Here is a 17,706-nt window from a genome sequence, read left to right on the forward strand (position 1 = left end):
ATATTTTGATAAATCAAAGCTAAATGAATGAAGTATATAAAGGTTCCAATGACAACTGCTCAAAATATTAGTTAGTGAAATCTTTGAGAAAGTATACAATCTGAGACTGATATTTCAAAGAAGTCGAGTACTAACCGTTTTTCAAATTAGCACTTTTACGCTCTGCGAAGGTCGCTAAACAACCTTTACTCTTTCCGCGTGAAGAAACCATTGTATCCAATTCCCAATGTCCAAACTCTTGTCTGTTTCTAACTGACTTAGGTCGTTCGGAGAACGAGCGACCAATATTGAACTTACCACGTGTTTCTTGAGGTTGGCGACCTTTACCTTTGTGTCTTAGCACTTGTAAGGGAACGTTTAAGATGCCTTCATAAATCCAGTTATAGATTGTTTTAAAGGATAGTTTCTCTTGATAATCTCGACCCACAATCTGTTCGGGTGACCAGGTCATTTCTAGTTTATGTTGAATATCCTCAAGCAACTTTGGTGTATGTTTCGCTTTTCTGCCTTTGTGAGAAGCAAGTTGATTCGCATCTGCTTGAGAAGCTTTCGCAACATAGGATGGAGTCGAACATCGATTAAGTTCACGATAAATAGTTGAACGATGACGACCTAACAAGTTCGCAATATGGTTAATTTTATAACCTTCTTGAACAAGCACTTCTATTTTTGACCGTTCTTCTATGGTAAGATATGTATGACTCATAATAGACCTCCGTGTGTATGTTTTTGTGGTTATTAACATCTTACACGAATCTATTATGAGTTTCTTTGTTGTCGCATTTAATTTTACAATTCATCTATTTTACTTGAATCATTAAGCAGTGAATGTTACAGTATTTAATTGGATATGAACACCTAAAAATAGAATGTGAGAAAATCATGAAACAGATTAATTATTGGAAATTATCCTCAATAATATTGTTATTAATCAGTATCAGTTGGGGTGCATTTAACTACTATGAAAATAAAGAAGCAGGATTACAGTCAGCAGAAGTCATACAAGAGTTAAGAGTAGCAATGCCTAAAGGGAAGCTAGTCACAGCTAATCAACCTATTATTAATCAAGAAAAAGAAATGCCAAAGCAAAAAATAGACGATTATTGGTATATTGGAGAAATTCGAATTGAAAGTTTAGGGATTGAATTACCAGTTATGGATCAGTGGGATTATGATCGTTTAAAAATTTCACCTAGTCGGTATCAAGGAAATTATTTCAATCATAATTTAATAATTGCTGGGCATAATTATCAAACGCATTTTGGTCCGTTATTATATATCAATAAGGGAGCATTAGTGGAAATAATCGATGTGAATGGAAATGTTTATCGCTATGAGGTCGTAGATATGCAAGAGTTAAAACCAACAGAACTTTCAAAACTAGTTCAGAGAGAAAATCAGGATTGGGATTTAACATTATTTACGTGCACAAGTTCTACTTTGGCTAGACAGATTGTGAGATGTCGTCAAATTGATAGTGATATTTAATAATTGCTGAAGCAGAGGCTGGGCAAAAAGTCCAGTCTATAAAAAGACAAGGTCATTATCGCAATTGTGATAATGACCTTATTTTATCGTTTTAGTAAACATGAAAGCACTCACATGATATCATGTAAATACCAACAAATACACTTAAAGGAGTGGCTTTCATGTATAAACCTATAACACATCTGATTGTTCTTTAGTATTAAATTTAGACTTCGATATTCCAAAAAATCACGATGCGCGTTTCATTAGCTTATTCGTTGATTCAATCCCTGATAATGAATTTCCTAAACCCACCTCCACAGGTCGTCCAGGCCATCATCCACGTATGATGTTAAAGATGATTCTCTTCGCCTATTCTAGAGCCATTTATAGTGGTCGAAAAATTGTTCAAATGAATGAGGAAATGATTCCAATGAAATGGTTAACCAATGACCAATATGTTGGCTATCATTCTATTAATGATTTCAGAGTGCATCCTTTAACAGCTACGTTAATTCGTAAAGCTTTCGTTCATTTTTATTCTCTTTTAAAAGAACATCAATATGTTAATGAAGAGGCTATTTTTATTGATGGGACCAAGTTAGAAGCTGATGCGAATCGCTATTCCTTTGTTTGGCGTAAGTCAATTGAAAAACATGAGGCTAAATTGAATCAAGAGGTGGCCACTCTCTACGTTGAGTTGGTAAAGAATGAGATTAACTCTGCACTACAAGAAGATGAGCTTCAATCGAGTGTCGGCATTGAAGCCATGATTCAGAAAACAAAAGAAAAATTGGAACAATTAAATGATGAAATTAGTGAAGAACCCAAAATCATACCGGGTGGTTCTCCTAATAAACGAAAAAGAAGATGGGTTAAAAAACACCTTAGAAAGCTTTCCAAGGATTATCTTCCAAGAAAACACAAATACGAAGAAGCGAATAAGCAATTCGATGGTAGAAACAGTTATTCCAAAACGGATAAAGATGCCACTTTTATGTGTATGAAAGAAGATGCGATGAAAAATCGCACCATAAAACCAGGTTATAATCTTCAAATTGCCACTCAAAATCTATTTGTCTTAGCGTATGACCTCTATCCAAATCCATCCGATACACGCACACTGATTCCGTTCTTAAATTCGAATGACCTTTTCCATGAGTTTAACTGCATTGTGGCTGACGCAGGTTATGGGAGTGAAGAGAATTATCAACATATTATCGATGATATGTAAAAAATACCCTTAATACCGTACACCATGTATCGAAAAGAACAAACTAGAAAAGATAAAAATAATCCCAAGCTTCGTCATAATTGGCACTATGTTGAAGATATAGATTGTTATGTAGACGATCAGGGAGTTCAATTCAGCTTTAGTCATTACAGTCAACGAAAAGATAAAACAGGTTTTGAACGTGAATTTAAGGTTTATAAAACAGACAAAGTACAATTAACTCCAGAATTGGATAAATTGGCATTAACTCCATCTGGTAAACAACGGATGATAAGTGTCAATGAAGTATGGGACTATTATAAAAGTAAAGCCAAAGAATACTTAGAAAGCGATTCAGGTTGCCAACTATACGCTCAACGTAAAATAGAAGTTGAGCCTGTTTTTGGTCAAATGAAGCGCAATTTTGGGATGCGAAGAGTTCATGTAAGAGGAAAAATTGGGGTTTCAAATGATATTGGAATCCTGTTAATGGCAATGAATTTAACCAGATTAGCAGAAAGGATAAGAAGAAAAACAAGGGGTTCGCTTTTCTTTTTTTATATTTTCAGTTAAATTAAATTTTAAATTAGATAAAACAATAATATTGCTATTCCATTTTTTTAATGATTTTGATATATTAATAAATGTTGGCATAAAAGTTCGAATTTTATTAGTAAGCATTCGAAACAAAACTGTAATGAAACGTAAGGGTTTGCTCGAGTTTTCATAAGTTTTGATTTGATATCCAGGAATTAATATTGAAACTGAAGGTTTTATAGATTTTTTATAGAGAATACAGATACTTTATTATTCTCTTTCATTTTTGGTAAAGATATTAAATTCTAAAAATTGTTAACGTTGTTAATCATCAATAAAATTTATAGATTGTCAAAGGAGTGAATAAATTGAAAGAAGGATCAAGAAACCGATTTCTAAAAATAGTAATTATTTCTGGTATATTATTCGGTATTAATTACTTTTTCAGTTTTTATCGTTTGTTTAGTGACTCAATGGATCCAAACCTTGAAGTTGGAAGTTATGTTGTTGCTTTAAATAACAATAATCCGAAGCAGGGAGATATTATTAGTTACAGAAGGGAAGACAACCTCTACATAAAAAGAGTGGTTGCTTTAGAAGGACAAACAGTTGACATCGATAAAAATGGAAATCTCTTTGTGAATGGTCAGTTTGTCAGTGAAGCATATATTGCACAACCATCGCTACACCCAATTTCTATTTCATTACCATATAAAGTCCCAGACGATACTTATTTTGTTTTAGGAGATAATCGTGAAAATGCTTTGGATTCTAGAACTGACTTTGTCGGAACGATTAACCAAAAAGAAATAACAGGCAAATTGATTTTTCAAATTTATCCTTTTAACAAAGTTGGAATAATTGATTAGCATTATGAAAATAGGAGCATCAAAATGAAAACTAAAATTAGTTTTACATTAAAACAAAAAATAGAAAAAAGTGTAACAACTTTCTTAGTCGCCTTGCTTTTACTAAATTCAAGTTCAAATTTAATTTTTGCGCAGGAAGAAATGGAGTCAATATCGTCAACTGAAACAGAAGTATTAGTTTCTGAACCACCTACTGAAGCAACTACTTTCTTGGAATCGACTGAACCTGATATTAATGTTGAAGATTCTTTTGAACCTGTCGAAATTATCACTGAGAGTGAAACAACGCAACTATCAAGCGAGTCCTTAATTGAAGACACAACTGAATCAACTACTGAAACGACGACTGTGCAATTACAAACAAAAGATTTCTCTTCCTATCTGTCTTCTATAAAGTCAGAACAAAATAATCAAGTTGTATCGAGTGTACAAGATGCCTCGCAAGTAAAATTAACTTTCGACTTTTACATGGTTGACGCACAAGAGGATATTCAACGGACTCAATATGAATATCAGCTTCCAAAAGGTTTGCTAATTGAATCAACTTTCCAAGGTCAAGTAGTTGCTAATAACAATGTCATTGGACAATTTAAGGTTAGTACGAATGGAATCGTTTCGATTGAATTTTTAAAAGAAGCATCACAACAACGTGGTAATTTTAGTCTCGTTGCAAAAGTTTCTAACGATGCATCAGGTCAAATTGAAAAAGTGCAATTTGGTCAGTTGTTAACCCTCAATATTGAATTACCTAAAGACATTCAAGAGGAAGAATCTAATACGACGACTCAAGCAGAAACAAGCGAAATAGCAGAATTTGAAAATATTGCAACTTCAACCAAGGATGAGCTAACCATTGAAGAAAATTCTACGATCCCACAGCTAGATCAAGAAATCATTTTAGAAGATGATTTGCAAGATTTGTCAGCATATGCTTCAGATTTTGAAACGCAATCGAGTCTCATTGGTACCCAAGAAGATTCTTCGATGATAATGCAATCGGACAGAATGAGTATAGAATCAGATCCGTCATTATTGCTGATGAGTGCACTCACAACTGCAGGCGCTACTGACCTAACTAGCAAAATAACAAGTGTGGTAGTAACTGTTAATGGGCAAGTTAGAACAACCTTTAACGATGGCGAAATGGTCAATATCGCTATCAATTATCAATTGGCTCCTGGTGATATCAGTGTTGAACAACCAGTAGTACAGTATCAATTGCCTGATAGTATTAATATTGTAGCGAGTCAAGCAGGGAAAGTTTTTGATGGTACTACTGAAGTTGGAACTTATACCATTACTCAAGAAGGATTAATTAAAATTACGTTTAATGAGAGTAGTATTCAATCAGGTGTTGGTCGAGATGGATCAATTAGATTTTCTGCTCAAGCATCTGTTGAAGAAGTAGGTGATGGTGGCAAAGTTCAGTTTCCAGGAAATAGTCAACCAATCGTAATCAAAGCACCAGTAGTTGATAATACAGATATTCGCACAGTTAAAACTGGGACTATTAATCAGAGTAAAAATAGAATTGACTATAAAATTGAGGTTTCATCTGATCAAGGAACAAGTGATATGGTCAAGATTCACGATGGTTTCTCCTGGATACATAATATTGAAACTTTAAATTATGATAAACCAAGTCTAGAGGTAATCAAAATAAATGCAAATGGCAATCCGACCACTGTCAATTTAAGCCAAACACAGTTAACTTGGACCGATGGACAGAATCCTAGCTTTGATTTAGCTAATTTACCTAAGTTAAATGCCAATGAAAAATATATTGTGACTTATTCAGCTAATATCAAAGCTAATTCAACAGGTGAATCATTTTATGTTAGCAACTGGGCTTATAGTTCATCTGGTTCAAAGACCAGTGGTGAAGGCGAAAACTTTACTTGGTATAAAAATGTAACAAAATCGGGTTGGTATGATCAAAATACAGGTTTAGTTACTTGGAATATTATGATTAATCAAAACCGACAAGATATTTCTGGTTATAACATTAATGACTTAATCCCAGGTACAATCGTCGGAAATGTTACCTTAACCAATAATAGTTATTGGTCTGAAACAACCATTCCTGTTTCTGGGAATACGTTGAATTACACGTTCCCAACTAATTTGACTAATGAGCAAAAAACATCGCAATATACGATTAGTTATCAAACTAAACCAACAGCGGGTTCAACTCAAGAAACTAACGTCGCTAAGATGACCTCACCAACAGGAACGACCATTCAAGATGATGCGATTGTCGGGATTACGAAGCGAGAAAAATCATTAGATAAAAGTTTTCAATCAAGCAGTATGAGTGGCAACATGATGACAAATAATTGGCGCACTTATATAGTCCTTCCAGAAGGTACTTTAACTAACATTATCTATGAAGATATCATTCAAAATGGACATGATGCTAGTGGAACGGATTTAGGTCCGAATACTCATTTCGCCTATGCAAGTGAACTTGAAACTGATTTAAAACAAAATTTAGTCATTCAAATCGATAATAATAATCAATACCGTTACAATGGTGCAGTTCAAACAGCACTTAAAAATGGTACTGCGACCAATGAAGTTACAATTAAAGTCACTTATTATGATGCGAATGGTAAGGTTGTGGCATCAACAGATTCAACGACTAAAGTTCAACGTTATATAGTAGAAGTTTTGCCGCTGAATGGATTTAATTTGGTTGCGAGAGACTTGACGATTAGTAATTATCGTACTCATACAGACATTTCGTCGGTTGAAACCAATGGCTCGATAACATCAGTGAATAAAGCGAAATATGACGGACTAGTAAAAGAAGCGAGTACCACTTATACCAAATTACCAGAGTTAGTAAAAGAGCAACGAATCGGCACTAGTGTGAGTTATGATAGTAATCCGACAACAGTCGATTTAGAGGAAAGCAATGGTGTTTTAAATTACCGTCTGCGCTTAACGACTACTGCCGTAAAAAATGGTGATCTAGTGATTACCGATACATTACCAGAGGGCGCTACCTTAGTGTCAGGTTCTGTCATTGGTAGATTTTATGGAAATGACAACTGGATGCCAACTAATAATAATAATGAATTTAATTTTGTGGACCAACAAAATCCAACGTATACCTTGGTAGGTAATCAATTAACCATTACCATTAAAAATTACCGCTTTGATGCAAGTCTGCCGACGATTGCGATATTATATCAATTGGATTTAAAGAATGATCCCGCTTGGAAAGATGTGCAAACAACTGAGAAACAGTATACTAACACTGCTCAGTGGGGAAGTTCTACTGCAACTCATGAAACGGATGTTCATCGAACAATTGAAAAATTAACGAAATCAGGTCAACAATTAGATATCAATGGTAATCCTGTTCAATTAAATGCTGACGGAACATTGGCAGCAGGCGTGGTGCCATCAAATCAAATTAAATACACGGTTGAAATCAATCCGCAAGGGTTGAATTTAAATGCCGGTTCAGATTATTTGACACTAACAGATAAACTTTCTGGAGGGGACAGTTACCATCCGATATTAGACTTAAATACGTTGAATTTATATCGTTATGATGCTACTCAACCCGATCATAAAGGCGTTCTGGTTTCCGAAAGTAACTATTCTTTTAAATATAATGCAGAAACTCACCAATTTGAGATGACCATTCCAGATAGTAAGGGATATATATTAGAGTATGTTTACAATATAGACTCAAATTACCTGAATAACACTGCAATTTCTAACAATATTAATTTGATGGGGGAATGGGGTTCAGCGAGTCAAACAACAATGAAAGTTTCTGATTCTTCTGCCACTTCAAGTCAACGATTTATTAAAATTTATAAAGTTGATGAAGATAATTATAAAAAGACATTGCCAGGCACCGAATTTAAATTAGAATATTATGATAAAACTATAAATAGTTGGAAAGTGAAAACGGAGACTGTCATTGTAAACAGTGAAGGTAATATACTCTGGAATTTATCAGGATTAAATAAGTCAATTGATTCAGATGTCTTATATCGATTAACAGAAACGAAACCATTAGTCGGGTATTCTTTACCAATAAAGCCATTTTATTTCATATGGGTTGGATCACATGAGGATCAAGTTAAATCTAAATTAGATGCAGGGGTTACACAGGCTGAAATTTCAGAAACGGATATCAAATTTTTTGGATATACAGGTGGTATTACCTATGTCTCAAATAAATACACCAGAGTATCAGCTAAAAAATCATGGGAAGATTCAAATGGTAATCCTTTAGTTAACCCACCAAGCAGCGTAAAGGTGACATTATATCAACAAAAGCAGCAAGTCGACGGATATAAAGTGACAGTGATATCTCAATCATCTGCAGACTGGTTATCAGATGCTAATAGTAGCAAAGTGGTTGGCACAGTTTATGTCAATAATAAAACGAATAGTTCGTTAACGATTGGCTTTAATAATATTTTATATACTTCTTACACTGTTAATGGAGTAACTAAAACAATTAGTCCAGATTATAGCAAGCAACCTACAATGACAATTAATTTGTCTGCTATTACTGGGGATACGACAATATTTATTAACACCTCAAATGACCATATTTCTGGTGTCGAATTTTCAGGCTACGACCGTGCAGGTACTGTATTTGTTGATCGTGTAGCGATTGAAAGTCAAACTTTAAGTAGTAGCAATAATTGGACGTATAATTGGGACGGATTATCCGCAAAAGACAATAATGGTAATCCATTGTACTATACAGTACAAGAAGAACCAATAACTGGTTTTACCACTTCCTATGTTAATAATAGCGGAATTCAATCCGGGACAATTAACATTATTAATAGTGCCATTGTACCACCTAAACCGGTTGAATATACATTACCAAGTACGGGTGGAATTGGAACAACAACTTTATATTTGATTGGAGGGATGTTATTAGTTCTAGCAACGGTTATCAGCTATTACCAAAAAATTAGACGCAAAGACTAAAGTTGAGTTTTAAAAAATAGATATGGAGAATAGAAATGAAACTAACAAATTATATCAAATCAGCAATGTTACTTGTTTTAACAATGATCTTAGGAGTAAATACCGCTTTTGCTGAAACAACAACAAGTAATACTTTAACATTAAAAAATACTGGTGCCACTAATCATACTTTTGAAATTTACCAAGTATTCAAAGGTGATGTAAGTACTGATAGTAAGACTTTATCAAATATTCAATGGGGTAATGGCGTTACAAATACTACTGGTATTGCAGAAACTGTAGCTGCAGATTTAACGACAACAAACGCGCAAGCCTTTGCTGATAGTTTAACATTAGGTACAGCAACAGCTACGTCAACACTAGTTCCTGCAGGCGGCTCTTATACTTTTTCTAATTTAGATGCAGGTTACTATTTAGTTAAAGATGTAGCAGAAACACAAAATGGTGTTGAAAATGGTGCTTCTACATTATACATCTTGAAAGTTGTAGGAACAGTTACTGCTGAAACTAAATTAAGTGTCCCAACTGTTGAGAAAAAAGTAATGGATGCTAACGATACAACGGGTGAAGCTACAACTTGGGCAGATACAGCTGACCATGATATGGGCGACGAAGTACCTTTCCAATTAAAGGGTACTTTACCAACGAATTACGCTCAATATACTACTTATAAATATGTATTCCACGATACATTATCAACAGGTTTAACATTTAATGCAGACAGCGTAAAAGTTTTTGTTGATGGTGCTCAAATTACAACTGGTTATACCGTAGATACTACAAATGGCCTTAACATTACTTTTGCAGATTTAAAACAAATACCTACTAATTCAGCTAGCAAGATTACAGTTGAATATACCGCAAGATTAAATGAAGAAGCAGTTATTGGTTCACCTGGTAACCCTAACGAAGTATACTTAGAATATTCTAATAACCCAAATAATGGTGGGGAAGGTGAAACAGGAAAAACACCAAAAGATAATGTTATTGTATTTACTTATAAAACAATTATAAATAAAGTTGACCAAGATAAAAATCCTTTAGAAGGTGCTAAATTTAAATTAGAGAAAAAAGTAGGCGATGAATTTGTAGGAGTAGATAGATTAACAATATCTGAAGATAAAACAAGTTTTTCATTCAACGGATTAGACGATGGTACTTATCGTTTAACTGAAACAGAAACACCTAATGGGTATAATACGATTGAACCAATCGAGTTCATCATTTCAGCAGAACATAGTGATCAAACATTAAGTTTAGGAACAGTAACTGGAACAGATACAAAGGAAGTAAATCCTGCAACTTTCACCTCAGATAATGGAACATTAACAACAGACATTGTTAACAAAGCGGGTGTTACTTTACCTTCAACAGGGGGTATGGGTACAACCTTACTATATACAGTAGGTGGAGTTTTATTCTTAGTTGCAATTGGCTATTATTTATACGACCGTAAAAAAGCATCAGATAAAAAGAATAAATAGTTAACAGTTTAAAAATGGCGTGGCGTGTCGCCCACGTCATTTCATGAAGGGAAGGTATTAATGAAAGTAAGAAAATCAAATATTATCGTATTTTTATTACTGATAATTAGTGCTTCATTATTACTCTATCCTACTGTGAGTAATTTATGGAATTCAATGCACCAAACCTCTGCTGTGGGATCGTATATTACCAAGACTGAGGATTTGAGTGAAGAACAAAATCAACAATTATATCAACAAGCACAGGAATATAATAAAAAATTGGTGGGACAAAATTTAGACCGTTTTATCATTGATAAAGATAAAGAAGAAGAATATGACCAGTTACTTCAACTTGAGGGTACTGAAATTATGTCGATTGTTGACATACCCAAAATTAATCTACGATTACCAATTTATCATGGAACTGATGAAGCTGTCCTTCAAATTGCGATTGGACATATTTTTGGCACTTCACTACCAGTAGGTGGAGAAGGGACGCATACTGTGATCTCAGGTCATACTGGCTTAACATCATCAAAACTCTTTACTGATATTGAAAAGTTAGAAAAAGGGGATGTCTTTACGATAACAACTTTAGGACACGAAATGACCTATCAAGTTGATAAAATTACGGTGGTTTTGCCAACTGAATTAAATGATTTGGCAATTGATCCGAAAGAAGACTTTGTAACCTTACAAACCTGTACTCCATATGGAGTTAATACTCACAGACTATTAGTTAGAGGACATCGTATTGAATCTGGATCAACTGAGCGTCAAATTTCATCCGATGCAGTAGAAGTTAGCCCATTAATTTCAAATGCAATAGGAATAAGTATCATATTAAGCTTTGTTGGTATCTTAAGATTAAATGTATGGATTTTTGATAAATTACTTTGTAATAAACATTCAAGAAAATTATAGAGGAACATAAAATGAAAAAACAATTAAAATTAATCATCGGTTTTCTCTTTGGATTTGGAATGTTTTTCATGTCAAATACAGTGCTAATTATCAATGCAGAAGCGAGTAATCTTGAACTAGAAGTAATGTATAAGTTCGATAATGTCCTATTTAATCTTTATCAAATTGGTTCGCTTAGCGACAATGGAACGGTTAATATAGAATCACCATTTCGCAATTATCCGATAAACCTTTCGGATATAGCAACAATGGATAGCAATCAACAAGCAGCATTACTTCAAACCTTGATAAGTTATGCGGAAAATGATCTGACCTTAGTTCCAAATCAAACGTCTTTGACTGAAGAAATGCCAATAACCTTATCTGGAAGAAATGAAGGAAGTTCAAAAAAATTTGCGGCTAAATTTACAAATCTACACCAAGGTATTTACCTTGTAACAGGTGAATCAACCGAAACCATGGAAGGAATCTATCAACCATCAGGAAGTATTGTACTTGTTGACGGTAATAATCAACCATTCATACTACAAGTTAAATTTTCTTTATTATTGTTAGAAAAAAAAATGAATATAAATGCATTCAAAGTTTGGAAGGATGACAATTATGCTAATCGACCAAAGTCAATTATCCTCGATTTAATGAAAGAAAAAGAAATGGTGGATTCAGCGGAATTAAATAATGAGAATCAATGGCAGGTCATTTGGAATGATTTACCTGTAGGAGATTATCAAGTTATAGAGCGTGATGTGCCGACCGGTTATCAAGTTATGATTGAAAAGGATGGCGATAACTTCCGTATCGAAAACTCGTTGAAAGAGAAACAAGAAGAAACGACCATTTCGAATGAAACTACGGTTACAACAGAAAGTATGACAACGACTTCATCCAACGATAATTTGATTCCATTTACAGGTCAAATTTGGTGGCCAATACCAGTATTGATGGTTTTATCAATTACCTTTTATATCATTGGTAGTCAAAAAGACGATGAAATGCAATAAAAAAAATAAGTTGAATTATAAGGCTCTTTGACAACTGGTGTTGGTCAGAGAATTGTAAATCAAGTTACAGAAATGTAGCTTGATTTTTTTTTATGCTACTAATGTCCTGCTTTCATTTTGATAAATGACAGGCTTAATCGTCTTCGGCATATGATAAGTTAATAAAAATGACACTCGAATACGTGCTTGTAAATTATAAAAATTGGCACATATTGGTTAAAGCATACGAGGATGTAGATGTGATTAAAATATCAGATTTTGGTTTAATAAAAAAAACAAATAGTCAATTAACTAGCATACAAACCGAATTTAAAGGAAGTTTTAATGATCCTGCTTTAATTACAGATGGGTTTCAATCATATAATATTTTGCATGAAACATATGCACTAACAAGAGTAGTTAGTTTTGTTTTAACTGGAAAAACAAATTTAAATAACATTCAAGATAATATATTAAAGAAATTTATAAACAAAGGATTATCTAGCAATAAAGCTGAAAGATTTCAATCAGTAGATGAATTGTTACAAGCAATAACCCAGTTATAGTTTAAAAACTATTTGCTGTTAATCTATAAGAAGTTATTTAAAATTATAAGTTACTGGAGGAGTAATATTTTTTATCCAGTAGCGTATATTTTCAAATATCAATTTGAACTATCAGGTATTTTGGGAAATATTTTGATCCCTTTACCTGATAGTAATATCTTAAGTACGCTAAATGAAATGATTTAAATTAGCGAGAATCTGAGCGTCATTTTTTTCTAACGATGGATCATTACTAAAACAAAAACTAATGGTATGATCATTACCTATTATTTCATATAATTCAGGCCTCAAAATTTTGGTCTTGGTATTGTTTTCTTTAGACCTTCTCTTATTTCCATTATGTCTAATTGTTTTATAGCAGTAAGGTCCACTGTTTTTATTTGAATCTAATGAAACAGCCAATTTTTGTAATATTTGTTTTTCACCTTCAGATTTTATCTTTGATGGTAAAGGAGGAATAGATTCTCCTAATTGAGTTAAAAAATACTCAATTGCGTTACCAAATCTTCCTGTAGGTTGAATATTAAAAAAATCAAAAATTGAACTATCATCAATGAAAAGTCTCAAGCGATTTGCCAAACATTTAAGAGAACGTTTAATGTTTTGGTAATCATAAAAAATTAATTCTGAAGAGACGAGATTGTTTGAACTCTTAAAATCTAAGTTAACAACAACGATATATCTTTCTTGGTTAAACTCAAATAAGAAAGAATCAATAATCCAATTATTATCTTTCATATTTTTCACTAAACTTTTCAAGTTTTCCAAAGGTAGCGTCATAATTATTCCTCTTTTCAATTGTATTAAATGGCTGGAATATCAAATTAGTATGGTGCAACTTGGTGCAATTTAAATCTATTTTCAACTATTTCTATCATTTTCTATCAATTTTTCAGTTATAGGAATGTTGATAAGAAGCGATTTGTGTAGTTGATAGATGACCCAATGCACAGCTTGCTATTCTCAAAACGTTAATTATTGGAGTCGTTGCGAATTCATTCGCTTACGAATACAATATGGGACGGAGATTTCGAAGAAGTCGAGTACCAATCATTTTTCAAAGCAAAGCACTTTCTCAATTGCGAGAGAGTGCTTTTTTTGTTGAATGGCTAACTTTTGGCTAACCTTTAATAGCCACAGTCTACGACATAAAGATGTCGTGTTACACGCAAATATGTTAATAAAAGCGACAATAATCAAAGTGATTAAAACAATTTTTTCGCGTATTGAGATTCTTATGCAGGTGCTCCCAACCGTCAATTGTCATATCAACCAATGGATTTTTACAAAGCAAAGTGTGGTTCATTTTGTCATGACGCTTCTCGCTGACAATATCTCTTCTATTAACAAAAAAATTCTCATCATAATATGAATCATACGCATAAGGTATAAAAGAGGATGACTTAATAACATTCATAAGTGTTTTTGAATGAAAATGTTTAAAAAAATGTTACAATAGATGTGTTATGAGTAAATAATTATCAGGAGGATCTAAATGGATTTAGAATTAGGAGTACATGATTTAATTACACTGAATGGTGATGAAAAACCTGAAGCTGCTTACTTACGCACAGCTCAGTTTGTTAAAGAGATTGAAGCGATGAACTTTAAACGCCATTGGTTCGCTGAGCACCATAATTCGCCAACGCACGCAAGTGTATCACCAGAACTATTAGCAGCTTATATGTCAGCGATAACGAGCAAACTACGCTTGGGTACGGGCGGTACCATGATTATGCATTACTCTCCGCTTAAGATTGCAGAAGACTTTAAGACCTTGACGGCCCTTGCCCCTAACCGTATTGATATTGGCTTGGGACGTGCGCCAGGCAGTGGTTCAAATGAAATTGTAGCCTTGGCTCAAGGTAAACCCAATGCATTCGATGACCAGTATGACAAGATTGAAGTGATTTTAGACTACTTATTGGATCAAAAAGCAGCAAATTTTTATGGCAATACGAAGGCCGCACCTCTTGGCGTTGAGACTTTACCGGAACCTTGGATGTTAGGCTCATCGGGTCAGTCGGCGACTAAGGCGGCTGAGATGGGGCTGGGTTATAGCTTTGCGAAATTCTTTGGCTTAGAAACGGATCCTGCTGTTTTTGAATTATATCGCAAGCAATTCAAAGCTAGTGAATTCTTCCAAGAACCTACTGTGATGGTGAGTTATCTGGTTGTGATTGCAGATTCTGAGGAAGAAGCAAATTATTTAGCAAAACCGATTGAAATGCAACAAATTGCCTTGAGACGTGGTCGAATGATTCGAAATGCTGCTCCAGAAGCCGTCAAAGATTATGAATTCACACCAGGTGAAGCGGATTATTTAAACAATAACCAAGCAAAACGTTTCATCTTAAAAGGTACACCAGAGAAAGTTCAAAGACTTATTGAAGAAGAACAAGCCTTATTAGGGATTAATGAATTGTTAGCTTACTCACCTATTTTTGATCCGCAAAAACGCTTAGACTCTTATAAACACTTAGCAAGAATGTTTAATAAAATTTGAGTGATCGGATATGCAGAATCGACTCAACGAGAAGAACTCTTTATACCAGTTGACCCACTTAAGTCAAACGGTCATTTAGTTTCACTCATCTTAATCGACGATCAATAATGTAAGAATGATAAAATTAATAAGATACCTTATTCAGATACAGATCAAAGCATTTTCTAACTCTATAGAAAAATGCTTTGTTTTATTTATATTGTTTTAAACGGTTAACTATGAACGATGGCTGTAAGGTTTATTCACTCATAATCTTGGACTTTCGTTATAAAAGTGGATATTCTCGACACAATATTTAATCTACTAAAACAATTGATAAGTAGGATGGATAGGTCAAGGAAGAAGATGTACATTAAACAGTTAACGTGGTCAAAGACTCACTTTCTTAGAGTGTCAAACAATAAAGAGAAGCTTACACATATGGTAAGAATATGACTGAATGACAAGATATGAAGAATGTGCTGTCTAAAGTGATAAATAAAAGTAACAGATTAATGCTATTCTTTGATTAATGATAAGGCAACTTCTCTCGATCAGCGACCTAGAATTGAATGTTAAGGCTTAAAAATGAGGGGCAAAAAGTGCGAATAATCAATCTTTCTACAACATACTGCTGTCTACAGAATAATGGGCAATTGATGGGATGCTTGAGGAATAAAATGTAAGCGTATTAATTAATGTCATGAAACTGCTATAATTGTCACTGGTCTAGTAACGCAGATTTATCATAATTGATAATATGTAACTATCTTATGACATCGAAAGTGTCAAACTATTAGGAGGGATTTTATGAGAAAGTTTTGGAGAAAAAGTTGTATAGCACTCATGCTGAGTTCTGTTATGGTATCTTCGGCCAATTCATTGGTAGAGGTTAGGGCTGAAGAGGGAAAAGTGATTAATATTTACTCTTGGAATACAGAGTTTAGAGATCGTGTGGTGGCAGTATACTCTAAGGTGGAGTCAACATCAGATGATGGAACAATCACTACTTTAAAGGATGGTACCGAAATTCATTGGATCATTAACCCAAATCAAGATGGTGTCTATCAACAAAAACTCGATGAGGCTTTACTAAAACAGATGGATGCTACTGGAGATGATTTAGTCGATATCTTTTTATCTGAAACAGATTATGTTAACAAGTATGTGGATGAAGTAGTTGATGTTACAATCCCGTTGGTAGATTTAGGCATCGATGTCGAGAAGGATTTGGCAGATCAATTTGAATTTTCAAGAACCACTCCTTCAGACCAAAGCGGTGTTCAAAGAGGATCAACTTGGCAAGGGGCACCCGGTCTATTGGTTTATCGCCGTGATATCGCTTTAGAGGTATTTGGTACAGATGACCCTGAGGAAATTGCTAAGAAAACTGAAAATTGGGATGTATTAAAAGAAAGTGCAGAAGCTCTTAAAGAAAAAGGTTATTATGTGTTCTCTTCCTATGCGGATACATTCAGGCTCTATGGAAATGCTATTGAACAATCATGGGTAGAGCCAGATTCAACTGTTATTAAGGTTGATCAAAAAATTATTGATTGGGTCACTGATTCAAAAGAATGGTTAGAAGCGGGCTACTTTGATGAGACTGTAAAAGGCCAATGGAATGATGATTGGAATAAAGCGATGGGATCTCAATCTAAAACATTTGGATTTCTGTTTCCGGCTTGGGGAATCGACTTTGTTCTAAAACCCAACTGGGATGGAGCAGAAGGGTCGTGGGCAGTGACCACACCGCCTCAAGAATATAATTGGGGTGGATCTTATATTCATGCAGCTACGGGGAGTGATAATTTAGAATATGCAAAAGATATAATTCTTGAGTTAACTGCCAACAAAGAGAATTTATTGAACATATCTAGAGAATATTTAGATTTTACAAATACGATGAGCGGTATGAAAGAAGTTAGTGAAGATGATACATTTTCTCATGAATTCTTAGCTGGTCAAAACCCCTTCACATACTTTACACCCGTTGCAGAGAATATCAAAGTGGCACCTTTATCAGCTTATGATCAAGCTTGTGTAGAATTAATTCAGAATGCATTTGGAGATTATTTCCAAGGTCAAGTAACTTTTGAACAAGCAAAAGAAAACTTTGAAATAGCTGTTAAAGAACGTCATCCTGAAATAACTGAAGTCGCATGGCCAGAATAATAATGAACAGTTAACCAAATTATAAAGCGAAGTAAGCAGTGTAATTATGGCTT

12 protein-coding genes and 1 pseudogene are annotated in these 17,706 nt (G+C 34.0%); 11 read left to right on the plus strand and 2 right to left on the minus strand.

All coding sequences use genetic code 11. The annotated features are described in order from the left end of the window. Positions 1-151: 151 nt before the first annotated feature. Positions 152-706, minus strand: a pseudogene (locus tag GF867_RS08925) (IS30 family transposase); the annotation flags it as partial. A 176-nt stretch (positions 707-882) separates the two neighbouring features. Here GF867_RS08925 and GF867_RS08930 point away from each other — a divergent pair. From GF867_RS08930 to GF867_RS08965, 9 genes are all read left to right on the plus strand, one after another. Next, positions 883-1,488 (plus strand): sortase, encoded by a 606-nt coding sequence (locus GF867_RS08930; RefSeq protein WP_172973999.1) that lies wholly within the window; start codon positions 883-885, stop codon positions 1,486-1,488. Positions 1,489-1,705: 217 nt separating this feature from the next. After that, positions 1,706-2,701, plus strand: coding sequence for a transposase (locus tag GF867_RS14390; RefSeq protein WP_495524953.1), 996 nt, complete (start codon positions 1,706-1,708; stop codon positions 2,699-2,701). Between the two features lie 24 nt (positions 2,702-2,725). Continuing rightward, positions 2,726-3,253, plus strand: coding sequence for a transposase (locus tag GF867_RS14395; RefSeq protein ID WP_366927803.1), 528 nt, complete (start codon positions 2,726-2,728; stop codon positions 3,251-3,253). Positions 3,254-3,585: 332 nt separating this feature from the next. Then, positions 3,586-4,086: a signal peptidase I gene (lepB, locus tag GF867_RS08940; RefSeq protein ID WP_153832761.1), complete on the plus strand. Its 501-nt coding sequence runs from the start codon at positions 3,586-3,588 to the stop codon at positions 4,084-4,086. Between the two features lie 24 nt (positions 4,087-4,110). Then, positions 4,111-9,057, plus strand: a complete 4,947-nt coding sequence (locus GF867_RS08945) for a Cna B-type domain-containing protein (protein ID WP_153832762.1) — start codon at positions 4,111-4,113, stop codon at positions 9,055-9,057. Between the two features lie 35 nt (positions 9,058-9,092). Continuing rightward, entirely contained in the window at positions 9,093-10,541 is a 1,449-nt protein-coding gene (locus GF867_RS08950) for an isopeptide-forming domain-containing fimbrial protein (RefSeq protein WP_253940791.1), read from the plus strand. A gap of 60 nt (positions 10,542-10,601) precedes the next feature. Next, on the plus strand, positions 10,602-11,447 hold the full coding sequence (locus GF867_RS08955; protein ID WP_153832763.1) for a class C sortase: 846 nt from the start codon (positions 10,602-10,604) through the stop codon (positions 11,445-11,447). Between the two features lie 11 nt (positions 11,448-11,458). Beyond that, positions 11,459-12,448, plus strand: a complete 990-nt coding sequence (locus GF867_RS08960) for a Cna B-type domain-containing protein (RefSeq protein ID WP_153832764.1) — start codon at positions 11,459-11,461, stop codon at positions 12,446-12,448. Positions 12,449-12,687: 239 nt separating this feature from the next. Next, on the plus strand, positions 12,688-12,993 hold the full coding sequence (locus GF867_RS08965) for a hypothetical protein (RefSeq protein WP_153832765.1): 306 nt from the start codon (positions 12,688-12,690) through the stop codon (positions 12,991-12,993). 168 nt (positions 12,994-13,161) lie between these two features. On the opposite strand, the gene GF867_RS08970 is transcribed toward GF867_RS08965, so the two are convergent. Continuing rightward, positions 13,162-13,773 carry a DUF6037 family protein gene (locus GF867_RS08970; RefSeq protein WP_153832766.1) on the minus strand — a complete coding sequence of 204 codons (612 nt, stop codon included), beginning with the start codon at positions 13,771-13,773 and terminating at the stop codon, positions 13,162-13,164. Between the two features lie 715 nt (positions 13,774-14,488). Here GF867_RS08970 and GF867_RS08975 point away from each other — a divergent pair. Next, on the plus strand, positions 14,489-15,499 hold the full coding sequence (locus GF867_RS08975; RefSeq protein WP_153832767.1) for an MsnO8 family LLM class oxidoreductase: 1,011 nt from the start codon (positions 14,489-14,491) through the stop codon (positions 15,497-15,499). A gap of 789 nt (positions 15,500-16,288) precedes the next feature. After that, a complete protein-coding gene (locus GF867_RS08980; protein WP_153832768.1) occupies positions 16,289-17,653 on the plus strand; it encodes a type 2 periplasmic-binding domain-containing protein in 1,365 nt (454 codons plus the stop codon). The last annotated feature ends 53 nt before the right edge of the window (positions 17,654-17,706 follow it).

This window comes from Fundicoccus ignavus (assembly GCF_009659375.1).
GTDB classification, from domain to species: Bacteria; Bacillota; Bacilli; order Lactobacillales; family Aerococcaceae; genus Fundicoccus; species Fundicoccus ignavus.